Source organism: Mesorhizobium sp. WSM4836 (assembly GCF_055811815.1).
Window position 1 is genome coordinate 269729 of the sequence record NZ_JBVVQF010000003.1, and the last position, 22581, is coordinate 292309.

Consider the following 22581-nt stretch of genomic DNA (forward strand, 5'->3'; position numbering starts at 1 on the left):
TCACACCTAAATCGGAACAGCGTGCCGGCAAACGACGCAACGATGCTTCAAGACGTTGACCATCCGGACTGCGGGAAAACATGAAAGCTGATTTCTACGAAACGCTGGGCGTGCAAAAGGGCGCCGACGAGAAGGAGCTCAAGAGCGCTTTCCGCAAGCTCGCCATGCAGTTCCACCCTGACCGCAACCCAGGCGACCATGCCTGCGAGCACAAGTTCAAGGAAATCAACGAAGCCTACGAGACGCTGAAGGACCCGCAGAAGCGCGCCGCCTATGATCGCTTCGGCCACGCCGCCTTCGAGCACGGCGGCATGAATGGCGGGGCGCAAGGCTTTGGCGCCGGCGGCTTCGCCGACATTTTCGAAGACATTTTCGGCGACATGATGGGCGGGCGCCAGCGCCGCTCATCCGGTGGCCGCGAGCGCGGCGCCGACCTGCGCTACAATATGGAAATCACGCTGGAAGAGGCGTTTTCCGGCAAGACCGCGCAGATTCGCGTGCCGGCCTCGATCTCCTGCTCGGAATGCTCGGGCAGCGGCGCCAAGCCCGGCACCCAGCCCGTCACCTGTTCGATGTGCAACGGCCACGGCAAGGTGCGCGCCACGCAAGGCTTCTTCTCGATCGAGCGCACCTGCCCGCAATGCCAGGGGCGCGGCCAGACCATCAAGGATCCGTGCCCGAAATGCGCCGGCCAGGGCCGCGTCACCGAGGAGCGCTCGCTGTCGGTCAACATCCCTGCCGGCATCGAAGACGGCACCCGCATCCGGCTGGCCAATGAGGGCGAGGCCGGCCTGCGCGGCGGCCCGTCGGGCGATCTCTACATCTTCCTCGCGGTCAAGCCGCACGAATTCTTCCAGCGCGATGGCGCCGACCTTTATTGCAAGGTGCCGATCTCGATGACGACGGCAGCACTTGGCGGATCGTTCGAGGTGACGACACTGGACGGTACCCAGACGAAGGTGAAGGTGCCGGAAGGCACCCAGAACGGTCGCCAGTTCCGCCTCAAGGGCAAGGGCATGCCGGTGCTGCGCCAGCCCAATATCGGCGACCTCTACATCCAGACGGTGGTTGAAACGCCGCAGAACCTTTCGCGCCGCCAGCGCGAATTGCTGGAGGAATTCGAGCAGCTTTCCTCAAAGGACAATTCGCCTCAGTCGAGCGGATTTTTCGCCCGCATGAAGGACTTTTTCGAGACGTTCGGCGAGCACTGAAGCTGATCCCTGGAACGCTTCCCGAGCGTCACCAACACCTTATCCGGGGATTCGCCTTGTCTTGCACCTCGTAACTGCTAAGTAGCGTGCGAGGGAGCGTTGAGGAGGACTTTCGATGACGCGTAGTCCCGGACTGCGAAAGACGCTGGCAGAAAAGTTCGACGACGAGTTGAAATTCTTCAAGGGCTGGATCGACAAGCCGAAGGCGGTCGGTTCAATCGTCCCGACCAGTTCCATCACCGCAGGCAAGATGGCCTCGATCGTCGATCCGACATCCGGCCTGCCGGTGCTCGAGGTCGGGCCCGGTACAGGCGTCATCACGCGCGCCATCCTCGCGCAGGGCATAAAGCCTGAAAATCTCTACGCGGTCGAATATTCCACGGATTTCGTGCGCCATCTGCGCCAGCTTTATCCAGGCGTCAACGTCATCGAGGGCGATGCCTTCAATCTCGACGCGACGCTGGGCGACAAGCGCGACCTGATCTTCGATTCTGTGATATCGGGCGTGCCGCTGCTCAATTTTCCGGTCGCCCAGCGCATCGCCTATGTCGAGAGCCTGCTCGACCGCATCCCGGCGGGCCGACCCATCGTGCAGCTGACTTACGGGCCGCTGTCGCCGATCCCGCCCGGCCGCGGCGACTATACGGTCGAGCACTTCCATTTCGTCATCCGCAACATTCCTCCGACGCAGCTTTGGATCTATCGGCGCGGGGCCACTTGAATTGAAGCGTTGGGTTTGAATAGCACTTGTCTTATACCCATCGGGTGACAAGGCAGACCCATGGCTGTGATCCCGAAAATTCTTGTCTTCGCCGGTTCGGTGCGCAGCGGCGCCTATAGCGGCAGGACGGCCGACGTGGCGCAGAAGGAACTTGCCATGCAGGGCGCCGAGGTGACCCGCATCTCGCTCGCCGACTACCCGCTGCCAATCCTCGACCAGGATTTGGAAAAGGAAGAAGGCATTCCCGAAAACGCCTTCAAGCTCGGCCGGATGATCGCCGCCCATGACGGGCTGCTGATCGCGACGCCCGAATATAACGGCTCCATTCCGCCGCTGCTCAAGAACAGCATCGACTGGGTGGGCCAGTTGCGCAAGGATGGCGGCCGGACGTTCAGGCCGCTTGCCGGCAAGGTAGCCGGCCTCTGCTCGTCTTCCAACGGACCCTTCGCAGGGATACGCTGCATCAACCATCTGCGCGCCGTGCTGGTGCGCTGCCGGATGGAGGTGGTGACACCGGAATGCTCGGTACCGGAGGGCGGCAACGCCTTCGACGACGAGGGCAACTTCAGGGATGAGAGACTGCACCAATCGATGGAGCACCTATGCCGCACGCTGATCGAAACCTCGCGCATGCTGTCGACGCGGATCGAGACATGATCCCGGAGGCCGCGCATGCCGACACGATGCAGGAAAGGCTGATCGTCGGCCTCGACCTGCCGACGCTGAGGGAAGCCGAGCAGGCTGTGCGCGAGCTCGACGGGATCGTCTCCTTCTACAAGATCGGCTACCAGCTCGCCTTTGCCGGCGGGCTCGACTTCGCCCGCGAGCTGGCCGGCGGCGGCACCAGGATCTTTCTCGACATGAAGCTGCTCGACATCGACAACACGGTGGCCAAGGGGGTCGACAACATTGTCAGGATGGGCATGAGCATGCTGACCATCCACGCGTATCCGAAGACGATGAAGGCGGCGGTCGAGGCTGCGAAGGGCAGCGACCTTTGCCTGCTCGGGGTTACCGTGCTGACCTCGATGGACGAGCAGGACGTGATCGACGCCGGCTATGAGTATGATCCGCATACGCTGGTGCTGAGGCGCTCCGAGCAGGCGCTGCATGCCGGCATGGGCGGCATCGTCTGCTCGGCCGAAGAAGCCGAGGCGGTGCGCCGCATCGTCGGCCCCGACCTGGCGGTGGTGACGCCGGGAATCCGGCCGACGGGCAGCGACCATGGCGACCAGAAACGCGTGGTGACGCCGCGCCAAGCGATCCGCAACGGCTCCAGCCATCTCGTCGTCGGCCGGCCGATCGTCGGCGCCACCGACAGGCGGGCGGCGGCGGAAGCCATCCTCGATGAAATGCGCTCGGCCTAAGGACCAATTCCGAAACTCTACTCCGGCGGCCGTCTGGCGGCGTTTTCTCCGCTTCCGGTGCTCACGTACTTTCAGTACGCTCCGCTCCGGTTCTCGAAAACACCCCAGCCCACTCGCCGGAGCGACTTTCAAAATCGGTCCATGCTCTGCCAAAGACCCGGAGAAAAGCCATGCCCAAGGGATACTGGATCGCTCGCGTCGATGTACGCGATGCGGAACGCTACAAGGACTATGTCGCAGCCGCCAAGCTGGCCTTCGACCGCTTCGGCGCCAAGTTCCTGGCGCGCGGCGGCGCGCATGAGAAGGCAGAGGGGCCGGGCCGCGACCGCAACGTGATCATCGAGTTTCCGTCGCTCGCGGCGGCGCATGACTGCTACCACTCGCCCGAATACCAGCGCGCCGTCGCGATCCGCCAGAAGGTGGCTGATGGCGAAATCGTGCTGGTCGAGGGGATTTAGGCGAGAAGTCGGTTCATCGCGGTTTCAGCCATCGCATCGGCGAGGCTCAGGCCCCATTGCCGGCGACAGTAATCGCGGAAATCGAAGCAGGGCAGGCCGGGGCAGACCTCGAACTCGATGAGGTGCACGCTGTCGTCGGCTTCGACCCGGAAGTCGATGGAAAACACATCCCGCAGGCCAAGCCTGACCATCAAGCTTTCGGCGATGCGACGGATTCTTGCATCGGCTCGAGGCTGGCTGTCGGCGACCGGCAGCAGCGCCGGCTCTGTGTATGTTCCCGACGCTTTCGCCACTGCGCCGGTATCGCCGTAAAGCGCCAGGCTGTCCAGCATGGTCTGGAAATCGCCGTTTGAATCGACAAAGGCGATGCCCAGCGCCTCGACGCCGGCATCCGGCCTCAATCCGAGAAAACTGGCCCGCACATTGCGTCCGGCGACATAGGGCTGGACCACGACATCGTCGCGATAGGCGGCGAAGACGCGCCGGCTAAGCTCCAGCGCATGGCCGAGATGGTGGCAATGCGAATCCGGCCAGATGCCAATCTTGGCGCCGAGCCGGTTCGGCTTGACAAACCAGCCGGCGGGCGAGGCCGGTGGCGCGACCAGCCAGGCACCGTCACGGGCAAGGCCCGCCTGCGGCACCGGCAGGCCGAGCGCGCCGAGCACGGCGCCGGACCGGAACTTGTCCTGACAGAGCGCGAACAACGCATCGTCGGCACCGATCGCCTTCAGGCCATTCAGCCGTGCCAGAGCTGGTGCCGCGCCGCCACGGAAATAGGCAATGCCGTCGGTCAGCGTCCAGACAAGCGTGGCCTTCGGAACTTCGCTGGCGAGAACGGTCGCGGCATCGTCGAGCGCCACCGGCGCGAAGGTCAGGCCGCGCTTCTGGCAAGCGGCTGCAAGTGCGTCGAATTCAGCAGCGATGTCGGTCGATTGCGCCAGATAGGAGGCGATTTCGGCGGCACGCTCCGGCACGTGGTTATCGGCGACCAGCCGGTCGAAGCAGGCCTTTTCCGGCTCATAAACCAGGATCAGTTTCGGCTTGCGGGTTGACATGGGTGGAACGGCTCCTGGCGGCACGATTGCCTAGCATCGCACAGCGAGCGTATTCGGCTTTCGCGCAACCGACGTCAGCCGGACGCCAGCACGACAGCAAGTGCACCATCTCTTGTTTGACCATGATCTTTCCCGAACCAAAGGTTCGCGATCATGGTCAGCCAATCAGCACGCGTGGCTCGAAGCGACCATTGACCGGAATGTCGAGCATGAATGTCATGCCGGCTTGCGGGTCGAGCAGGCGCTGCTTCTCGCTCTTGCCCGACCAGGCGGAGGTGACCGCGATCCGGTCGGCACTCCCGCGGACAAAAGCCGGACAGGACGGTTGCGTGACCGGCATCGCCACCGAACGGACAAGCTTGCCGTCGGGTCCATAGGCTTCGACGACGCTGCCGCCCCAGCAAGCGTTCCACAATATGCCGTCGCGGTCGAGCACCGAACCATCGATATAGCCCTTGGCCGAGCGGTGGTCGACGAAGACCTTCGGTTCGCCAACCGGCAGGCCGGTCGCCGGATCGCAGCCGACGCGCATCAACAGGCCGGTGCTGGTGTCGGTGTAATAGGCGATCGACCCATCTTCGGAAAAACAGATCGAATTGGGCACCGTGATATCCGCATAGAGCCGGCGCAGCTCGCCCTTGAAGAACCAGTAGATCGAACCGGCGCCCTTCTCCTCGCCCTTGCCCATTGTGCCGACCCAGAGGGCGCCGCAAGGGTGAACGCGTGAATCGTTCGAGCGGGTGACCGCATTGTCGGCCTCGATGGGTGTATGCAGCGTCAGCTTGCCGGTCGCGACGTCGCGGACATGCAGGCCGGTCTCGGTGGCGATCAGCTGACGCTGGTCGTCGATGATTGCGATGGCGCTGGCCATCTGGGCGAGCTCGTGGATGTTGACCGCACCGCCGGACAGACGCTTTTCCAGGAGCTGGCCGTTGACGATGTCGAACCAGTAGAGCGTGTCGGTGGCAGGGTCATAGGTTGGTCCCTCGCCCAATTGGCAGACATGGTCGGAAAAAACCGAAACGATTGTCTCGCTCATCATGCCACTCCAAACGCCGCGTCCCAGGCTTGAACTGCGGCCTTCGCCCGTGCTGCCACTTCGTCGACGCCCATGCCCGGCTTGAACAGGCTGGAGCCAAGACCGAAGACGCTGACGCCGGCTGCCTTGTAGCCGGCAAAATCCTTATCTGAAACGCCGCCGACGGCGCCGACCAGCACATTGGCCGGCAGCACCGCGCGCATCGCCGAAATGCCCGCCGCGCCAAGCACGCTCGCCGGGAAGAATTTCAGTGCCGAAGCGCCGAGCCGGATTGCCTGAAATGCCTCGGTCGGCGTGAACACGCCGGGCATCGTCACCATGCCGTACTGCATGGCACGGCCCATGACCTCGGCATCGATATTGGGGCTGACCAGCAGCCGCCCGCCGGCCCTGTGCAAGCCGTCGACATCGGCGGCGGTGAGCACCGTGCCGGCGCCGACCAGCGCTGTCGGAGGAAGCGCTTCGACAATGCTGGCAATCGAGTCAAAGGGCTCGGGCGAATTGAGCGGCACCTCGATCGCTTCGATGCCGGCGCCGAAGATCGCCTGGCCGATCGCCACCGCCTCGCTTGGCTTGAGGCCGCGCAGGATCGCGACCAGACCCCGCTCGAGCTTTGGAAAAGGTGCAGTTTCGGTCATACGGCAACTCCATTTTTGGCGATCATGCCATTTTCGCGGGCGGCCTCGGCAAGGCCGGCACGCACCGCCTCGTCGGCGTCGACCGCCCTGAAAGCGAGCCCGGCAAGGCCGAGCGCCTCGGCATAGAGCGTACCAAGTGCGCCCGACGCGATCAGCACGACGGGCACGGAACTTGCCCCATAGCGGCGATGTGCCGAAGCGATCTCGCCGCCGATCAGCAGGCCGGACAGGCAGGCGGCGGCATCTTCGGGCTTCAGATCCTGCAACAGGCTGGCGGCGCGGATCGAGAACAGTCTTGAGACGATGTCACCGCCTTCGGCCAACGCCTTCAGGCACCGGTCCCGGAAAAACGGACTTTCGGCGGCAACCGGCTTCGGCGGCTCGCCCAGCGAATGGCGCAGGATCGAGTGCGCGGCCAGCACCGAAAACAGCTCGCCGGTCGGCCAGGTGCCGAAGCCGGCAACCGAGCCGTCCTCGACCAGCACCCATTTCGAATGGGTGCCGGGCATGCAGACGAGGTGGCGTCCCTTTGCCGGCAAACCGGCGCCGGCAAGCTGCGTCTCCTCGCCGCGCATGACGTCAGGTGCATCGGCAAGATGTTGGGCAAGGCCGGGCACGATGCGGATGTCGCGGCGCTGGCCAGGGATGGGGGCAGCGCCGGCGAGGATAGCGCCGATCGGCGTGGGAACGCTGACATAGGGTGCCTCCAGCCAACCCTGGCGCGAACCAGCCATGCCGCAAATGATGACCGGCAGCGCCTCGGGAGCACTCATAGCGTCGAGATGCCCTTCGAGAACGGACGAAAATCCCTTAGCCTGGGCGGTGATCAGCCCGTCGTCGCCGCGCCGCTCGGCGAGAACCTTGCCGGTGCCGTCGAGCAGCCAGACCCTCATGCGGGTGGTGCCCCAGTCGACGGCCGCGACCGACGCTGCCTTGCTCGGTGAGATCACAGGAACCCTCCGTCGACGATCAGCATCTGCGCGGTCAGCATGCGTGAGGCATCCGACGCCAGGAACAGCACGGTGCCGACAATGTCTTCAGGTTGCATGACCTCTTTGATGCACTGCTTGGCGACGTGGGCGGCGAGCGCTTGTTCGGTAACCCAGAGCTTTCTCTGCCGTTCGGTGATCACCCAGCCGGGCGCGATCGCGTTGACGCGGATGCCGTCGACGCCGAGCTTGCCGGCAAGACCTTTGGTGAGGCCGACGATGCCGGCCTTGGCGGCGGTGTAGGCCGGCATATCGGGATGGTTGATGAGAAACGACGTCGAGGTGAAATTGATGATCGAGCCGCCGCCGGCCCGCTTCATGCCCGGCGCCACCGCCTGTGCGCTGAAGAAATGCGGGCGCAGGTTGATGGCATGGTTGTTGTCCCAGAACTCCACCGTGACATCTTCGACGGCATGACGCTCATCCTGCGCGGCATTGTTGACCAGCACGGTCACGTCACCATGCGCCTCGGCTGCCTTGGCGACCGATGCCCGCAAGGCCTCGATGTCGCGTATGTCGGTCTTGAGATAGAGCGGCCGCCGGCCGAGTTCCTTGTCCATGCGATCGGCCAGCGCCAGGCTCGGACGGTCGGCGATATCGATGAAGGCGACCTTTGCCCCCTGGCGGACAAAACCTTCGGTCAAGGCAGCACCAATGCCGGAGCCGCCGCCGGTGATCAGCACCGAAACGCCTTCGAGGTCGGCAAAGCGTGCCGATGGCATCATGAATTCTCTCCCGGTCCAATGTTCTCGGTCTGGCCGGCGCGCATCCTATCCAGCCGTGTCGGGCGGGCAAGGGCGAAAGAGTGGATTGTCAGGACTTATGTCCGACAAAAGGCCGCACGGCCGCCGATCGATCAGCCGCCCAGCCGGACGCGGTACAATTCGACGCCGGCTGCGCTGGTCCCGGCAACCGGCTCAAGCCATTGCGGCACGCTGCCGCGCATCAGCCCGGCAAGAAAGCCTGCCGGCGCCTTGGCGGCGAGGAGCCTGCTTTCGGCGCTGCCGGGGCACAGCGCGACGAGGCGGACGTGATGGTCCGCCAGGATCGTCCTGGCATCGGCCTCGGACCCAAGGAAGGCATCGAGCGCCAGCAGGTTGCCGGCGACGTTGCGATGATAAGGCCCGGCGAAGACGCGATGTCCGGAATAGGCCAGGATCGGCGATCCGAGATTGGAAATTGCCAGCACGCTGGTGGCGGGCAGGCGGCCGAGTGCCGCAAAGGACGCCATGCGCTGGCAAGCGCCGTCGGCGCCATTATCGGCCGCGGTGTTGCTGTCGTCGAAGGCTACCGAGGTCGCCGCGGCAGCCCCAGTCCACACCGCATTCACCGAAACCAGCCAGACGGCAGCCATACGCAACGCCACACCGCGCGACCGGCTGGCCTCGGCCCGTTGACGCCATTTGGCAATCCAGGCGGCAAGCGGGATAACGGCGAAGGCGATCGAGAATGTCGAACCGCGTACCTGCCAGGCGCTGACGATGAAGGCCACGACAAGCAGCGCGCCGACAAGGCTGTCCTGCCGCCGCCAGCCACCGCGGCCAAGGCGAAGCCCCATCAGCACGAGCGCAATGAGCGGTGTGGCATAGCGCGCCACCACCCCGGCCGGATCCTCGGCGAGCAGCTTGAACAGCGATTGCGCCTCGTCGATGTGGTCAAGCAATAGCTCCTTGAGGCGCGGATCCAGGTTGGCATAGGGCGCTGCCAGGCATTGCGGAAACAAAAGGACGACGACAGTGCCCAATGCCAGTGCAAGCAGGCCAAGCGAGGCGAACCGCCGCCCGCGCGTGCGACCGGCGGGCTCGATCGACGCTATCGCCGCAAGGCCGGTTCCGGCAATCGCTGCGACGACGAACTGCACCGTCGAAAAGGCGTCGCATTGCGCTTGACCCCACGCGGATGGCGCAATGGTGGCGACAAAGACCAGGGCGGAGACGCCGGCAAAGCCGAGGCCGAAATCCCTGGCGATCAGCCTCTCGCCATTGGCGTCGAGGGCAAACAGCATCGCGACTGAGGCACCGATGGTGGCGACATAAGGGGCAGTTTCCATGCCGACAGCCAGCATCAGCGCGGCGCACACCCCGGAGAACAGCGCGGCCGGCCCGCGCGTAGGGGCTTCAAGCAGCAGGCTGAGGCTGGCCATGGTCAGCATCAGCTGGACATTGTGGTGATCGAGCGCGCCGGGCGAAAAAATGCCGAGGAAATGCAGTGCGGCGGCGCCGACGACGACAGCCGGCAGCACAGCGCCGTCACCGGCAAAGCTGCGTGCGGCGCGGGCGGTGAAAAATACGGTCAGGCAGAAGAGCAGCGCCGGCCACAGCACTTGAGCGACATTCTCGGCGAGAGCCATGCTGCCGGTCAGGGCCGATACGGCCATGATGATGGCGGCGATCGGAGCGTCGACCAGCCGCGACCAATGCATGACGAAGCCGCCTTCAGGCCCCATCCGGTACTGATGCAGATCGAACCAGCCCTGTCCGGCCAGCATGTCGCGAACCTCGACCAGACGCAGCAGACTGTCGTTGTCGCCGTGGGCGTTGGCCAGTTCCGGAAACCCGGCCCAGGCGTTGACGGCAAACGCCACCAGCGCGGCGATGAGCGCAAGCGCGAGGTCGTTGCGCCATAACGGGCGTGGCGTGGCCATCATGGCATCGACAGGAGTCACGGGACGGCCTTTGGTTGCTCTCATTCGTGAAAGGAAACCTAGCGCGAACTCACTGCGCAAACCTTAAGCCGTTGCGAAAGGCAATCCATGTTGCGAAACGCTTTGTTTGCCATTCACAGATATGTTCCCGAAAGTAGACAATGAATAGGCAATTCGGTCCTGGCATGAGTGTTGTGGCGGTCGAAAAAAAGATACTGAACGCGGTCCACAGCCGGGCAGTGTTTCAACGCCGCATCCGGGTCCTCTCGGAACATATCGGCGTCATGCTGGGCGCCGACGGCACCGTTCTCGATCTCGGCTGCGGCGATGGCTCGCTCGCCAAGGCGGTGATGGACAGGAAACCCGGGCTGACTTTTCGCGGCATTGATGTTTTTGTCCGTCCGAGAACGGCCATCCCCGTCGAAATTTTCGACGGCGTTACGATTCCGGCCGCTTCCGGGTCGTTCGACTGGGTGACCATAGTCGACGTTCTCCACCACACTGACAATCCCGGCCATCTTGTCGCCGAAGCCACAAGGGTCGCCCGGAAGGGCGTTGTAATTAAGGACCATCTGCGGGACGGGCCCTTCGCCTACGGCACACTCAGGTTCATGGACTGGGTGGGAAACAAGGGCCACGATGTGAGGCTGCCCTACAACTATTTGTCCAGACAGGAATGGGCAGCGATTTTCGGCCAGGTCGGGCTCAAAGCCCAAAGCTGGCGCGAAAACCTGTCGCTATATCCCTTTCCGGCGAACCTCCTGTTCGACAAGGGTCTGCACTTCGTCGCATCGCTTCGGTAACCGGCGGGCTGCGGTCGTACGCCTTCACGCCGCTCTTTGATCGTCGCGAAACACCCAGACCGATGAAAGCACATAGCTCGCCGCGCCTGCGGCGACCGTGATGATGGCTGACATGACCAGCGGCGACGCAGAAAATATCGACACCGCGACATGGGCGGACAGGCCGGCAAAGACTGCGCATACTAGCTGGGTGACGAGATAACGTGGCAACGCACGGCCATGATCGTGCTGTCCCTCGAACGTCCAGCCGCGCTGTGCCGAATACGCCACTACGAACGCCAGCACATAGGCGATGACGCTTCCGGCAAACGGCGGCAAGCCGGCCGAAACCAAGGCCCACGACAGTACGAAGAACAGCAGCGCCGCGCCAATGCCGACCATAGCGAACCGAATAAGCCGTACCGCGGCGAAGTTTCGCGCAAGCCCGCTCATCTTTCAGCAGGCGCGACGGATTCGGCTGATTGGCTGGCCTGGCCTGCTTTCAGCCGTTTCACCGGTATGTCCAGGACCCCGAGCAGAAATGCCGAGAAGAATGCCTGGAGTGAAATGACGATCAGGCTCAAACCCAACACCACGATGCGGGGGAGTTCGGAATCATCCAGCGGGCCGAAACCGAGATGTGCCCAGCGCAAAACGGCATAGCCGAAAAACAGCACGCCGCCGGTAAAGCAGATACCGGCGTTGGCGACGAGACGGTCGGTGCTGATGGTTTTGGTCAACCAGCCGGAACTACGACTCCGCGGCAGGATGCCGGTTATCTCGGCATAGTAGCGCGAAATGGCGCCAAAGGTGATGAGTTGGACGCCGGTTACCACCATGAAACAGGCGGCGACGAAGGTGTTCAGGTCGAGCGACAGATTATCGATTACTCTAAGCGGCCCGAACACAAGCAGCGCCGCAAACAGCGTGCCAAAACCGCACAGAACCATGCCCGGAATGAAGAACATCCAGCGCGGATTGTACACCAGCAGAAACTTCAGATGCCGCCAGCCGTCGCGCCAGGTTCTGAGATGCGGCGGCCGGCTGCGACCGTCAGGCCTGAGTGTGATCGGCACTTCCTCGATGCGCAGGCCCGCAAGAGCGCCGCGCACCACCATCTCGCTCGCGAATTCCATGCCGGTCGTCTGCAGGTCGAGCTTTCTGATGCTCTCGGCATTGAACCCACGCAGGCCGCAGTGGAAATCACCTGTCTTGACGCGGAAGAACAGGCGGCCAACGAAACTGAGCACCGGATTGCCAAGATAGCGGTGCAGCGGCGGCATGGCGCCGATCTCGATGCCGCCCTGGAAACGATTTCCCATGACCAGATCGGCGCCGTCACGCAGGCGCGAAACGAACGCTTCCAGCGCGCTGAAATCATAGCTGTCGTCGGCATCGCCCATGATGATAAAGCGGCCTCTAGCGGCAGCGATGCCGCCCAGAAGTGCGGCGCCATAACCCTTCCGTGCCACAGACACGACACGGGCACCTCTTGCCGCTGCGATCTGCTGCGACCCGTCGGTGCTACCATTGTCGGCGATCAGCACCTCGCCTGAGACGTGCGCCTTGTCGAGGAAGGCCCTGGCCTTGCCAATGCAGATGGCAAGCGTCTCGGCCTCGTTGAGGCATGGCATGAGAATGGTGAGCTCGAGCGGTCTGGTCGAGGCGGCGCGGATAGCGGTGACGGCGTTCATCGTTGTTCCATCAGGAGCCCTCGTGCGGCATCTGTCCGGCCGGAGAGCATTGGCGCCTACCCTTGCACGACAAGACTTAAGAAAACGATGACGCACAGCCTTGCTTTGTCTCCAACTGACCGGCAGGCGCCCAGCTTGTAGCAGTTCTGATCCCGTTCCTCAAAATGTCGCGATTGGCAGATGACCGGCGAGCCTGTACAGGCAAGCAAAGCTGCCTATCCGATCCGCCGGAGATCCGCCATGCCCCTGAAAGTCGCCGTCCAGATGGACCACATCTCCACCGTCTCGATCGCCGGCGACACGTCTTTCGCGCTGTCGCTGGAAGCGCAGCGGCGCGGGCACCAGCTGTTCCACTACACGCCCGACCGGCTGTCGCTGCGCGAGGGCAAGGTGTTTGCCCGTATCGAGGCGATGCAGGTCCGCGACGAGAAGGGCAACCATTATTCGCTGGGCGAAGAAGTCCGCACCGACCTATCGGAGATGGACGTCATCCTGTTGCGTCAGGATCCGCCCTTCGACATGAACTACATCACCACCACGCATATTCTCGAGCGCATCCATCCGAAGACGCTGGTGGTCAACGACCCGGCCTGGGTGCGCAACAGCCCGGAAAAGATCTTCGTCACCGAATTTCCCGACCTGATGCCGGACACGCTGATTACCAAGGACCCGCTCGAGGTCGCTGCGTTCCGCAAGGAGTTCGGCGACATCATCGTGAAGCCGCTTTACGGCAATGGCGGCGCCGGCATCTTCCACCTGCACGAGGCCGACCGCAACCTCGCCTCGCTGCTCGAAATGTTCGGCCAGATGTTCCGCGAACCCTACATCGTGCAGCGCTACCTCAAGGAAGTGCGGGCTGGCGACAAGCGCATCATCCTGATCGACGGCGAGCCGGTCGGCGCCATCAACCGCGTGCCGGCCGAGCATGATTCGCGCTCCAACATGCATGTCGGCGGCCGCGCCGAAAAGACCGAGCTGACGGAACGCGAACGCGAGATCTGCGCCCGCATCGGCCCCTCGCTGAAGGGGCGCGGCTTCATCCTGGTCGGCATCGACGTCATCGGAGACTACATGACCGAGATAAACGTGACCTCACCGACCGGAATACGCGAAGTGCAGCGTTTTGGGGGCGCCGACATCGCCAGCCTGTTCTGGGATGCGGTGGAGGAGAAGCGGAAATAGGCTCGCCTCGGAGCGGCCGCGTTGCAAACCATTGCAGCCGTTCCGTTCAGCCGTTCCCCAAATGTTCTTGCCTTCGCCGGAAATCTGTGGTTGTCTCCGGTGACGCCGTTCGCGGCATGATCGCAAAGGCTTGGGGCAAAAGCCTGCATCCGGGGTGAAGACATGGTGGCGCGGGTTCGCACGGTTGCTTTCCAGGGCATCGAGGCCGTGCCGGTCGACGTGCAGGTGATGATCGCGCCGGGCAAGGTCAACATGCACATCGTCGGGCTGGCCGACAAGGCGGTGGCCGAAAGCCGCGAGCGGGTACAGGCAGCATTGCATGCATCGGGCCTGTCGATGCCGTCGAAGAAGGTCACCGTCAATCTGGCGCCTGCCGACCTGCCCAAGGAAGGCAGCCACTACGATCTGCCGATCGCGCTCGGGCTGATGGCGGCGCTCGGCGCCATTCCGGGCGACATGCTGGCCGGCTATGTCGTGCTTGGCGAATTATCGCTCGACGGCACCATTGCCGCTGTGGCCGGCGCGCTGCCGGCGGCGATCGGCGCCAATGCCGAGGGCAAGGGCCTGATCTGCCCGTTCGCCTGCGGCCCGGAAGCGGCGTGGGCCGGCAAGGATTTCGATATATTGGCGCCGCGCAGCCTGATCGCCATCGCCAATCATTTTCGCGGCACGCAGGTTCTGTCGCGGCCGGAAGCCGGCATCCATGCTTCGGCGCGCGACCTGCCGGATCTCGCCGACATCAAGGGCCAGGAGACCGCCAAGCGGGCGCTGGAGGTGGCGGCGGCCGGCGGCCACAATCTGCTGATGGTCGGGCCGCCGGGCTCGGGAAAGTCGATGCTGGCGCAGCGGCTGCCGTCGATCCTGCCGCCGCTGGCGCCCAGGGAATTGCTCGAAGTCTCGATGATCGCCTCTGTGGCCGGCGAGCTCGGCGAAGGAAAGCTCACCGACCGGCGGCCGTTCCGCGCGCCGCATCATTCGGCCTCGATGGCGGCGATGGTCGGCGGCGGCCTGCGCGTGCGGCCGGGCGAGGCCTCGCTTGCCCATCACGGCGTGCTGTTCCTCGACGAGTTTCCCGAATTCTCGCCGCAGGCGCTCGATGCGCTGCGCCAGCCGCTGGAGACCGGCGACTGCATGATCGCGCGGGCCAACCACCGCGTCACCTATCCGGCACGCATCCAGCTGGTCGCGGCGATGAACCCGTGCCGTTGCGGCATGGCCGGCGAACCAGGCTATCGCTGCTTGCGCGGCGACCGCTGCCGCACCGACTACCAGGCGCGCATTTCCGGCCCGCTGCTCGATCGCATCGATCTCAGGATCGAGGTGCCGGCGGTCTCGGCCAGCGATCTGATCCGGCCGGACCGGGCCGAGAAAAGTGCAGCCGTGGCACTACGCGTGGCGCGGGCGCGGACGATCCAGCGCGAGCGCTTCGAGCGGCTCGGCGCGACCTCCGCCACTACCAACGCGCATTGCTCGCCGTCGGTCATCGAGGAGATCGCCATGCCCGATGCCGCCGGCCTGTCGCTGCTCAGGGACGCCAGCGAAAAGCTCGGCTTTTCCGCACGAGCCTATCACCGCGTCTTGAAGGTGGCGCGGACTCTGGCCGATCTCGAGGCCAGCGAGACGGTCGGCCGCATCCATCTGGCCGAAGCGATTTCCTACCGGATGAGCTCGGAGCGGATGGCGCAGGCGGCGTGAGGAACGTCCCCTCCCCCTTGAGGGGAGGGTGGCCGCGAAGCGGCCGGGTGGGGTCGGCGGTGGGACCCTCGGCCTTGCTGTATTTCGATACCGATCCGCGTGCGGAGCGTTGCCGTGCTCTTCCCGAGGCGCATCGTCAGAATGGGCGTTGGCGCACTTCACGCAGGACCCTTCGGGCCACCCTCCCCTCGAGGGCGAGGGGGACGCGGCGCTACCCCGCCTGCTCTCGCGCCTTCAGCTCCAGCCGCCGCGCGTGCAGCACCGGCTCGGTGTAGCCGTTGGGCTGGACGCGGCCCTTGAAGACGAGATCGCAGGCCGCGAGGAAGGCGATGGAATTGTCGAAATCCGGCGCCATCGGCCGGTAGAGCGGATCGCCCTGGTTCTGGCGGTCGACGATCGCCGCCATGCGTTTCATCGTCTCCATCACCTGCTCGGACGTGCAGACGCCGTGGTGCAGCCAATTGGCGATGTGCTGCGAGGAAATGCGCAGCGTGGCGCGGTCCTCCATCAGGCCGACATCGTGGATGTCGGGCACCTTGGAGCAGCCGACGCCCTGGTCGATCCAGCGCACGACATAGCCCAGAATGCCTTGCGCATTGTTGTCGAGTTCCTTCTGGATGTCTTCGGGCGACCAGTTCGGCCGCCTTGCCACCGGCACCGACAGGATATCGTCGAGCCTTGCCTTGGGCCGGCTTTTCAGCGCCTTCTGCACGGCGTGGACGTCGACCTTGTGGTAGTGCACGGCGTGCAGGGTTGCCGCCGTCGGCGATGGCACCCAGGCGGTGTTGGCGCCGGCCTTGGGGTGCGCGATTTTCTCGGCCAGCATTGCCGCCATCAGGTCGGGCATCGCCCACATGCCCTTGCCGATCTGGGCGTGGCCGGCCAGCCCGCACTCGAGCCCGGTATCGACGTTCCAGGCCTCGTAGGCGGCAATCCAGGCGGCCTGCTTCATGTCGCCCTTGCGGATCATCGGGCCGGCTTCCATCGAGGTGTGGATCTCGTCGCCGGTGCGGTCGAGGAAGCCGGTGTTGATGAAGACGACGCGGTCTTTCGCGGCGCGGATCGCCTCCTTGAGGTTGACGGTGGTGCGCCGCTCCTCGTCCATGATGCCCATCTTGATGGTGTTTTTGGCCATGCCGAGCAGCGCCTCGACGCGATCGAAAATCTCGACGGCGAAAGCGACTTCGTCGGGCCCGTGCATCTTGGGTTTTACGATATACATCGAACCCGCGCGAGAATTGGCGCGGCGCCCGCGCGGGCCGATGTCGTGCAGCGCGATCAGCGCCGTCAGCGCCGCATCCATGATGCCTTCCGGCACCTCGTTGCCCTCGCGGTCCGATATCGCCGGATTGGTCATGAGGTGGCCGACATTCCTGACCAGCATCAGCGAGCGGCCGGGCAAGGTCAGCGTGCCGCCATCAGGCGCGGTATAGGCGCGGTCGGGGTTGAGCCTCCGGACAAAGCTCTTGCCGGCCTTGGTGATCTCCTCCGCCAGGTCGCCCTTCATCAGGCCGAGCCAGTTGCGGTAGACCAGCACCTTGTCCTCGGCATCGACAGCCGCGACCGAATCCTCGCAGTCCTGGATGGTGGTCAGCGCCGATTCCAGCACGACATCGGCAATGCCGGCCGGGTCGGTGCGGCCGATCTGGTTGTTGTGGTCGATGACGATTTCGATGTGCAGGCCGTTCTTGGTGAGCAGGACGGCTTCGGGGTTGGCGGCATCGCCGCGATAGCCGGCAAACTGTTTGAGGTCGGCAAGCGTGGTGGCGCCGGCACCCTCGCCCAGCCGCAACATGCCGTTGGCCACCGAAAGCCCGTTGACCCCCGCCCATTTGCCTGTCGTGAGCGGCACCGCCTCGTCGAAGAAACTTTTTACCCAGGCGACGACCCTGGCGCCGCGCGCCGGATTGAATTTGTTGCCTCGCTCGGCGCCGTCCATCTCCGGGATGGCATCGGTGCCGTAGAGCGCATCGTACAGCGAGCCCCAGCGCGCATTGGCGGCATTCAGCGCATAACGCGCGTTCATCACCGGCACCACCAGCTGCGGGCCGGCGACCAAAGCGATTTCCGGGTCGACATTTTCGGTAGCTACGCCGAACGCCGGCCCCTCGGGCAGGAGGTAGCCGATCTCGCGGAGGAAGCTCTTGTAGGCCTCCATGTCGAGCGGCGCGCCATTGTCGCGATACCAGCGGTCGAGCTTCTCCTGCATGACATCGCGCTTTTCGAGCAGCGCCCGGTTTTTTGGCGAGAGATCATGGACGATGGCTGAAAAACCGCTCCAGAATGCCTCCGCCTCGATGCCGGTGCCCGGCAGCGCCTCGTTGACGACGAAATCATGAAGCTCACGGGCAATCCGCAATCCGGCGATCTCGACGCGATCGGTCATCAGGCTTCTCCAAGGCTTTGGCCGGGTTGCCGGCACCGGCCGTTTGACATGCCATGGCTACAGGGTCAATTCGCTTGGGCCGAAGGTAGGCATTTTCGCTGCCGATCTCCCCCCTCGAGGGGGAGATGGCCGCGAAGCGGCCAGAGGGGGTCGGTCCGACCGGGCCCGGCGTTCTGCGACAGAAGAAAGTCGCGCTTCATGCGCGGCGACCCCCTCTGTCGCCTTCGGCGACATCTCCCCCTCAAGGGGGGAGATTACGCGCTCATACCGCAATCCTTGGCCGTCCCGACGCCACCGCCACGACATGCGCCTCGATGAACATGCGCTGGCCCTCGACGGTGGAGACGCGGAATTCGCTGGCGATTTCGATCTCGGCGCTGTCGGTGCCGGCGTCCTTCGCCCGCCCGGCGGCGATGGCGCGCACGTCTTTCTCCGCCGCGGCGATCGCCGCTCCTTCGTCGTTGAAATCGCGCACGCTTTCGCCGGAGGCGACGCGGAACAGCCCTTCCTTGGGCTGGCTGACCCGCGCCTCGGCCGAAACCCGGACCTGGCCGACGACGGCGCCGAGCGCGTTGGCGACATCGGTATCTTCGGGCACTACGCAGTTATTGCCGACCAGCTCGGCCAGCCCTGCATAGTGCAGCGGCGCCGAGGCGCCGAGGCCGATGACCGGACGGTCGAGCGCGACGCTGAGGCGGGCGATGCCGGGATGCGCGTCGACGGCGCGCTGGACCAGCGCGTGGGCGACGGTTGCCGCGCCATCCAGCCCATCCTCGGCGAAGGCGGTTTCGAGGATGACTTCCGCCGACAGGCGGGTCAGCGCGGTCAGCACCCGCTCCGAGATCGCTTCCGGCGAGGCGGCGATGAACTGGCCGCGGCCGTCACGCCTGCGTGCGAACAGCTCGGCACCCAGACGCGCCGCGGCCCGATCCCAATTGGCCTGCTTGCCCAGCACATGCGCCGCGTCCGACGGCGTGAAGCCGGCAATATGCACCAGTCCGCGCGACACCAGCCGGTTCAAGGTGGCGTTCTGGGCGTTCGAGGTCAGCAATCTGTCGAGAGCCAGCGGCACGGCACCGATCAGCTCATAGAGTTTCGCCTCTGCGCCGGTCAGGCCAGCCGCCAGCCGCTCCGGCACGCCGGTCCGGACCGCGAGGCGGCCGTCCATGCGGCCAGGGTTGGGAGCCCGCAGCTGGCGTTCCAGCTCCGATGTGACGGCTTCGCCATGGATCATGCCGGCCAGCGCCAGCGGCACCAGGCGGCGCGGTCCGAGCAGGATCTTCGGGCTGAGCGCGCCGTCCTCCAGCGCCACTTCGGAATCGCCGCCCAGCCCAAAAGTGCGCATGGCGACGGCCTCGACCATGGTGCGGAAGCCGCCGACGGTGGCGCCTTCCGGATCGAGCCGCGGCCGGCCCTTGTCGAGCACGGCGACGTCGGTGGTGGTGCCGCCGATATCGGAGACCACGGCATCGTCGAGGCCGGTCATGTGGCGGGCGCCGACCAGGCTGGCGGCCGGGCCGGACAGGATGGTCTCGATCGGCCGCTGGCGGGCAAAGGCGGCCGAAACCAATGCGCCGTCGCCGCGCACCACCATCAGCGGGGCGGCAATCTTGCGCGCGGCCAAAAAGCCTTCGGTTGCCGCGACCAGCCGGTCGATCATCGAGATCAGCCTGGCATTGAGCAATGTCGTCAGCGCCCGGCGCGGGCCGCCGAGCTTGGCCGAAAGTTCATGGCTGGCGGTGACCGGCAGGCCGGTCCTGTCGCGGATCAAATCGCGGGCGGCAAGCTCGTGCGCCGGATTGCGGGTGGCGAAATAGGCGCAGACGGCAAAGCCGGACACCGACTTTTCCAATTCCGGCAAAGCTGCCTCCAGCCCGGAAAGATCGAGCTTTGCCGCATTGCCGTGCACATCGTGGCCGCCGGGGCAGAACACCACCGGGTCAGTGCCGAGCGCCGTCTTCAGCCCGTCGCGGGCAAGGTCGCCTTCGGCAAAGCCGATCATCACCAGTGCTACCCGCCCGCCCTGGCCCTCGACCAGCGCATTGGTGGCGAGCGTCGTCGACATCGACACCAGTTTTATCGCTGTCGGGTCGGTGCCGGCTTTTTGCAGCACCGCATCGACCGCGCCCGATATGCCGACCGCCAGGTCATGGCGCGTCGTCAGCGCCTTGGCCTTGGCCAGCACTTGTCCGCCGGGGCCGCCGGCTTCCGACCACAGCACCGCGTCGGTGTAGGTGCCGCCGGTGTCGATGCCGAGGAACAGGGGGGAGGGTTTGGCGGTCATTGGCGGGTCCGGAGAATTCGTCTCCGCCCCTTAGCGGATACCGGCCGATCGATAAAGCCGTGATGGCTGGGCCACGGGCGATGATCGTGGTGACGGCCAATCTCCCCCCTCGTGGGGAGATGTCCGGCAGGACAGAGGGGGGCGCTGTCCCGCCGACTTCGCGGTTGCAGCCTGCTACGGTTCAGGACGCGCTCCCAAGCCCAGCCGCAATCACAATATGCTGGCAGACATTGTCTATGTCGCCGACGATGTCATCGTTCCAGAAACGCAGGACGGTCCAGCCGTCCTGTTCCAGACGCACTGTCCTTGCATCGTCGCTGGCGACAGCATCGGCTTCGGTATGCTGGGAGCCGTCGGCTTCGACGACGAGTTTCTTGTCCGGGCAAGCGAAGTCGACGATGTAACCTGCGATTGGGAATTGACGCCGGAAGCCAAGTCCCATCAGCCGGTGCGCGCGAAGCTCGTTCCAGAGCTTCAATTCAGCTGATGTCATGACCTTACGCATCGATCGCGCATTTGCGCGGTGTTTTGGAGGCAATGGCGTATGAGGCATTATCCCCTTTGCTCGGTGGCTAGTGAAGTTGGCACTCTACGGCGCCCCCCTCTGTCCTGCCGGACATCTCCCCCACGAGGGGGGAGATTGGCAGCTTGGCCGCCCAGCCCTCCTACCCGACAAACCCCACCTTCTTGTGCGAGCCATCGCAGAACGGCTTGTTGGCCGAATGGCCGCAGCGGCAGAGGAAGGCGCGTTGGGTCCGGTCGACCGTGTGGCCGGTGCCGGTGACGATTTCGACATTGCCTTCGAGCTTGAGCGGGCCGTTGGTCGTCGGCGTGACGGTGAGCGGGCCATCCCGCGCTTCCAGCGCCGGCGTCTCCTTCAGCGGCGGTTCGCCGGTGGCGGTGAAGCCTGCTTTGGCGTGGCTGCCGTCGCAGAACGGCTTGTTTTCCGAGGCGCCGCAGCGGCAGAGCGTGGCGCGGAAAAACGTTTCGCCGCCCAGCACGATCTCGGCATGGACGGCCAGCGGGCCGTTTTCCCTTATGCGCACGGTGTTGACCACAGGCGGCTGTTCCTGTGGCCCGCCATCCTTGCGGACATAGGTGATAGCGCCGGACGGGCAGGCTTCGGCGAGCGCCACGATCTTCTCGACGCTGGCCGCCTCGGGGTGGATCCACTGGCCGGGCGCATTGGGCATGAAGACATGCGGATCACCAAGCACGCAATTGCGCGAATGGATGCAGCGGCGCCCGGAAAAGCCGATATCGATCTTCTCGCCTTCGACCATGCCGGCCATGGGTGCATCTCCCTGATGCCTCACGCTATGGCGGCGGCCCGGACGGCGTCAAGGCAGCCTCTCTAGGATCGGGGGCAAAGCGCGGGCGGGGAAGGGAATTCGCATTTTTTTGCCGCCGCGCCACATTTTGTTCTTGCTTTGTGCCGGCAGCTATGCTACTAATCTGGGTATGGTGCCAATTGGCTCCAACGACCCGCCCGCCGAGGCGGGTTTTTTGTTTCAGCTTTGAATTCCGGCGTTGCCGGCCGAGATTGGCGGGGCGGCGCTCTCCCCCCTCGAGGAGGAGATGTGGCCGAAGGCGACAGAGGGGGTCGTTGCGCGTGGAGCGCCGGCATCTTCTGTCCGCGATGGGACGTCGCATCAGGACGTACCGACCCCCTCTGGCCTGCCGGCCATCTCCCCTCACGGGGAGATCTGCCACGTCACGGAACCAGATCGATTTCCTCGGTCTCGCCGCCGCTGCAGGTGTAGCAGCAATCGTCGCATTTTTCCGTGTTGCCGGGGCCGACGCCCCAATAGGCATTTTCGTCGCCGTCGACCCAGGCGCCGTAGCAGATCGATTCGCCGTCATTGCAGGACAGCGGGATCGACTTGGTCTCGCCGTCATTGAGATAATAATCCTGATTGTTGCCCGGCCAGACATGATCGCGCTCCTGGCTGTAGAGCTCGACGCGCATGGCGTTGGGATGGCTGTTCCTGATCTCGAAAGTGACATTGCCGGCATGCGCGACGGGCACGAACAACGCGACAAGGCAAAGCGCCGCGGCAGCGCGACGCGCGAAAGCGTAGGACATGATGATTCCCCCCGGAATGAAACGGCCTGCCCGGCCACGCGGGGGAACATGGCATGGCGGGGAGATGGGTGGAATGGGGTGCGCCATTTGCGCATCCCGAAAGGCGCAGCGTTGCCAAGGAAGACCCCTCTCCGGTTTGCTTCGCAAACCACCTCTCCCCATTTTGTGGGGCGAGGAACCCAAGTCTTGCGAGGGCGCAGCTTCGGCGATTGGCGTTTCCTCGCCCCCATTCTTGATGGGGGAGGGGTGGGCGCGAAGCGGCCGGAGAGGGGGCGGGGCGCCCCGGCGCCACGATCAGGCGTGAGCAGCGGCCAGAAACAGCCGCGGAATGTGAGCACCAGGAAGGGATT

21 protein-coding genes are annotated in these 22581 nt (G+C 64.7%); 8 read left to right on the forward strand and 13 right to left on the reverse strand.

What is annotated here, in order from left to right:
• Nucleotides 1–80 precede the first annotated feature (80 nt).
• The 5 genes from dnaJ to AC0L2P_RS05535 all read left to right on the forward strand — a co-directional run bounded on the left by dnaJ (nt 81) and on the right by AC0L2P_RS05535 (nt 3757).
• A complete protein-coding gene (gene dnaJ / locus AC0L2P_RS05515; RefSeq protein WP_023679852.1) occupies nt 81–1211 on the forward strand; it encodes a molecular chaperone DnaJ in 1131 nt (376 codons plus the stop codon).
• 115 nt (nt 1212–1326) lie between these two features.
• Nucleotides 1327–1932 carry a phospholipid N-methyltransferase PmtA gene (gene pmtA / locus AC0L2P_RS05520; protein ID WP_473500218.1) on the forward strand — a complete coding sequence of 202 codons (606 nt, stop codon included), beginning with the start codon at nt 1327–1329 and terminating at the stop codon, nt 1930–1932.
• 60 nt (nt 1933–1992) lie between these two features.
• The gene (locus tag AC0L2P_RS05525; RefSeq protein WP_473500219.1) at nt 1993–2589 is read left to right on the forward strand and encodes an NADPH-dependent FMN reductase; all 597 of its coding nucleotides are present in this window, start codon (nt 1993–1995) and stop codon (nt 2587–2589) included.
• Nucleotides 2586–3299, forward strand: coding sequence for an orotidine-5'-phosphate decarboxylase (gene pyrF, locus AC0L2P_RS05530; RefSeq protein WP_473500220.1), 714 nt, complete (start codon nt 2586–2588; stop codon nt 3297–3299). The genes AC0L2P_RS05525 and pyrF overlap by 4 nt, the downstream gene beginning before the upstream one ends.
• 170 nt (nt 3300–3469) lie before the next feature.
• Complete coding sequence (locus AC0L2P_RS05535; protein WP_473500221.1) at nt 3470–3757, forward strand: DUF1330 domain-containing protein; 288 nt, start codon at nt 3470–3472, stop codon at nt 3755–3757.
• Here AC0L2P_RS05535 and AC0L2P_RS05540 read toward each other — a convergent pair.
• The 6 genes from AC0L2P_RS05540 to AC0L2P_RS05565 all read right to left on the reverse strand — a co-directional run bounded on the left by AC0L2P_RS05540 (nt 3754) and on the right by AC0L2P_RS05565 (nt 10122).
• Nucleotides 3754–4812 (reverse strand): D-alanine--D-alanine ligase family protein, encoded by a 1059-nt coding sequence (locus tag AC0L2P_RS05540; RefSeq protein WP_473500222.1) that lies wholly within the window; start codon nt 4810–4812, stop codon nt 3754–3756. The two genes, AC0L2P_RS05535 and AC0L2P_RS05540, sit on opposite strands and share 4 nt — an antisense overlap.
• A 157-nt stretch (nt 4813–4969) precedes the next feature.
• On the reverse strand, nt 4970–5851 hold the full coding sequence (locus tag AC0L2P_RS05545) for an SMP-30/gluconolactonase/LRE family protein (RefSeq protein WP_473500223.1): 882 nt from the start codon (nt 5849–5851) through the stop codon (nt 4970–4972).
• Nucleotides 5851–6489: a 2-dehydro-3-deoxy-6-phosphogalactonate aldolase gene (locus AC0L2P_RS05550; RefSeq protein WP_473500224.1), complete on the reverse strand. Its 639-nt coding sequence runs from the start codon at nt 6487–6489 to the stop codon at nt 5851–5853. Before AC0L2P_RS05550 ends, AC0L2P_RS05545 begins: the two co-directional genes overlap by 1 nt.
• Entirely contained in the window at nt 6486–7436 is a 951-nt protein-coding gene (locus AC0L2P_RS05555; protein WP_473500321.1) for a 2-dehydro-3-deoxygalactonokinase, read from the reverse strand. The genes AC0L2P_RS05550 and AC0L2P_RS05555 overlap by 4 nt, the downstream gene beginning before the upstream one ends.
• Nucleotides 7436–8203, reverse strand: coding sequence for an SDR family NAD(P)-dependent oxidoreductase (locus AC0L2P_RS05560; RefSeq protein ID WP_473500225.1), 768 nt, complete (start codon nt 8201–8203; stop codon nt 7436–7438). The genes AC0L2P_RS05555 and AC0L2P_RS05560 overlap by 1 nt, the downstream gene beginning before the upstream one ends.
• A gap of 131 nt (nt 8204–8334) precedes the next feature.
• Nucleotides 8335–10122, reverse strand: a complete 1788-nt coding sequence (locus AC0L2P_RS05565; RefSeq protein ID WP_473500226.1) for a GtrA family protein — start codon at nt 10120–10122, stop codon at nt 8335–8337.
• A 185-nt stretch (nt 10123–10307) separates the two neighbouring features.
• On the opposite strand from AC0L2P_RS05565, the gene AC0L2P_RS05570 reads away from it, so the two are divergent.
• Complete coding sequence (locus AC0L2P_RS05570; RefSeq protein ID WP_473500227.1) at nt 10308–10925, forward strand: class I SAM-dependent methyltransferase; 618 nt, start codon at nt 10308–10310, stop codon at nt 10923–10925.
• A 24-nt stretch (nt 10926–10949) separates the two neighbouring features.
• On the opposite strand, the gene AC0L2P_RS05575 is transcribed toward AC0L2P_RS05570, so the two are convergent.
• Together AC0L2P_RS05575 and AC0L2P_RS05580 are read right to left on the reverse strand one after the other, a co-directional pair.
• Nucleotides 10950–11357 carry a GtrA family protein gene (locus AC0L2P_RS05575; protein ID WP_473500228.1) on the reverse strand — a complete coding sequence of 136 codons (408 nt, stop codon included), beginning with the start codon at nt 11355–11357 and terminating at the stop codon, nt 10950–10952.
• Nucleotides 11354–12598, reverse strand: a complete 1245-nt coding sequence (locus tag AC0L2P_RS05580) for a glycosyltransferase family 2 protein (RefSeq protein WP_473500229.1) — start codon at nt 12596–12598, stop codon at nt 11354–11356. The genes AC0L2P_RS05575 and AC0L2P_RS05580 overlap by 4 nt, the downstream gene beginning before the upstream one ends.
• 240 nt (nt 12599–12838) lie before the next feature.
• On the opposite strand from AC0L2P_RS05580, the gene gshB reads away from it, so the two are divergent.
• A complete protein-coding gene (gene gshB / locus AC0L2P_RS05585; protein WP_473500230.1) occupies nt 12839–13780 on the forward strand; it encodes a glutathione synthase in 942 nt (313 codons plus the stop codon).
• 162 nt (nt 13781–13942) lie between these two features.
• Complete coding sequence (locus tag AC0L2P_RS05590) at nt 13943–15475, forward strand: YifB family Mg chelatase-like AAA ATPase (RefSeq protein WP_352468148.1); 1533 nt, start codon at nt 13943–13945, stop codon at nt 15473–15475.
• A 211-nt stretch (nt 15476–15686) separates the two neighbouring features.
• On the opposite strand, the gene AC0L2P_RS05595 is transcribed toward AC0L2P_RS05590, so the two are convergent.
• The 5 genes from AC0L2P_RS05595 to AC0L2P_RS05615 form a co-directional block, all read right to left on the reverse strand.
• Nucleotides 15687–17861, reverse strand: a complete 2175-nt coding sequence (locus AC0L2P_RS05595; protein ID WP_473500231.1) for a malate synthase G — start codon at nt 17859–17861, stop codon at nt 15687–15689.
• Between the two features lie 262 nt (nt 17862–18123).
• Nucleotides 18124–20145 carry a hydantoinase/oxoprolinase N-terminal domain-containing protein gene (locus AC0L2P_RS05600; protein ID WP_473500232.1) on the reverse strand — a complete coding sequence of 674 codons (2022 nt, stop codon included), beginning with the start codon at nt 20143–20145 and terminating at the stop codon, nt 18124–18126.
• A 181-nt stretch (nt 20146–20326) separates the two neighbouring features.
• Nucleotides 20327–20698, reverse strand: coding sequence for an endonuclease domain-containing protein (locus AC0L2P_RS05605; RefSeq protein WP_473500233.1), 372 nt, complete (start codon nt 20696–20698; stop codon nt 20327–20329).
• 112 nt (nt 20699–20810) lie between these two features.
• Nucleotides 20811–21437: a CDGSH iron-sulfur domain-containing protein gene (locus AC0L2P_RS05610; RefSeq protein ID WP_473500234.1), complete on the reverse strand. Its 627-nt coding sequence runs from the start codon at nt 21435–21437 to the stop codon at nt 20811–20813.
• Nucleotides 21438–21859: 422 nt separating this feature from the next.
• Nucleotides 21860–22231 (reverse strand): hypothetical protein, encoded by a 372-nt coding sequence (locus AC0L2P_RS05615; protein ID WP_473500235.1) that lies wholly within the window; start codon nt 22229–22231, stop codon nt 21860–21862.
• Nucleotides 22232–22581 lie beyond the last annotated feature (350 nt).

What these genes read in the sequence shown, in the direction of transcription:
- AC0L2P_RS05565 (WP_473500226.1), bottom strand. Translation starts at nt 10,122, where the DNA reads ATGGCCACGCCACGCCCGTTATGGCGCAACGACCTCGCGCTTGCGCTC.
- AC0L2P_RS05550 (WP_473500224.1), bottom strand. Translation starts at nt 6,489, where the DNA reads ATGACCGAAACTGCACCTTTTCCAAAGCTCGAGCGGGGTCTGGTCGCG.
- AC0L2P_RS05525 (WP_473500219.1), top strand. Translation starts at nt 1,993, where the DNA reads ATGGCTGTGATCCCGAAAATTCTTGTCTTCGCCGGTTCGGTGCGCAGC.
- AC0L2P_RS05540 (WP_473500222.1), bottom strand. Translation starts at nt 4,812, where the DNA reads ATGTCAACCCGCAAGCCGAAACTGATCCTGGTTTATGAGCCGGAAAAG.
- AC0L2P_RS05570 (WP_473500227.1), top strand. Translation starts at nt 10,308, where the DNA reads ATGAGTGTTGTGGCGGTCGAAAAAAAGATACTGAACGCGGTCCACAGC.
- AC0L2P_RS05535 (WP_473500221.1), top strand. Translation starts at nt 3,470, where the DNA reads ATGCCCAAGGGATACTGGATCGCTCGCGTCGATGTACGCGATGCGGAA.
- AC0L2P_RS05595 (WP_473500231.1), bottom strand. Translation starts at nt 17,861, where the DNA reads ATGACCGATCGCGTCGAGATCGCCGGATTGCGGATTGCCCGTGAGCTT.
- AC0L2P_RS05605 (WP_473500233.1), bottom strand. Translation starts at nt 20,698, where the DNA reads ATGCCTCATACGCCATTGCCTCCAAAACACCGCGCAAATGCGCGATCG.
- gshB (WP_473500230.1), top strand. Translation starts at nt 12,839, where the DNA reads ATGCCCCTGAAAGTCGCCGTCCAGATGGACCACATCTCCACCGTCTCG.
- AC0L2P_RS05580 (WP_473500229.1), bottom strand. Translation starts at nt 12,598, where the DNA reads ATGAACGCCGTCACCGCTATCCGCGCCGCCTCGACCAGACCGCTCGAG.
- pmtA (WP_473500218.1), top strand. Translation starts at nt 1,327, where the DNA reads ATGACGCGTAGTCCCGGACTGCGAAAGACGCTGGCAGAAAAGTTCGAC.
- AC0L2P_RS05615 (WP_473500235.1), bottom strand. Translation starts at nt 22,231, where the DNA reads ATGTCCTACGCTTTCGCGCGTCGCGCTGCCGCGGCGCTTTGCCTTGTC.
- AC0L2P_RS05610 (WP_473500234.1), bottom strand. Translation starts at nt 21,437, where the DNA reads ATGGCCGGCATGGTCGAAGGCGAGAAGATCGATATCGGCTTTTCCGGG.
- AC0L2P_RS05545 (WP_473500223.1), bottom strand. Translation starts at nt 5,851, where the DNA reads ATGAGCGAGACAATCGTTTCGGTTTTTTCCGACCATGTCTGCCAATTG.
- pyrF (WP_473500220.1), top strand. Translation starts at nt 2,586, where the DNA reads ATGATCCCGGAGGCCGCGCATGCCGACACGATGCAGGAAAGGCTGATC.
- AC0L2P_RS05590 (WP_352468148.1), top strand. Translation starts at nt 13,943, where the DNA reads ATGGTGGCGCGGGTTCGCACGGTTGCTTTCCAGGGCATCGAGGCCGTG.
- AC0L2P_RS05560 (WP_473500225.1), bottom strand. Translation starts at nt 8,203, where the DNA reads ATGATGCCATCGGCACGCTTTGCCGACCTCGAAGGCGTTTCGGTGCTG.
- dnaJ (WP_023679852.1), top strand. Translation starts at nt 81, where the DNA reads ATGAAAGCTGATTTCTACGAAACGCTGGGCGTGCAAAAGGGCGCCGAC.
- AC0L2P_RS05600 (WP_473500232.1), bottom strand. Translation starts at nt 20,145, where the DNA reads ATGACCGCCAAACCCTCCCCCCTGTTCCTCGGCATCGACACCGGCGGC.
- AC0L2P_RS05575 (WP_473500228.1), bottom strand. Translation starts at nt 11,357, where the DNA reads ATGAGCGGGCTTGCGCGAAACTTCGCCGCGGTACGGCTTATTCGGTTC.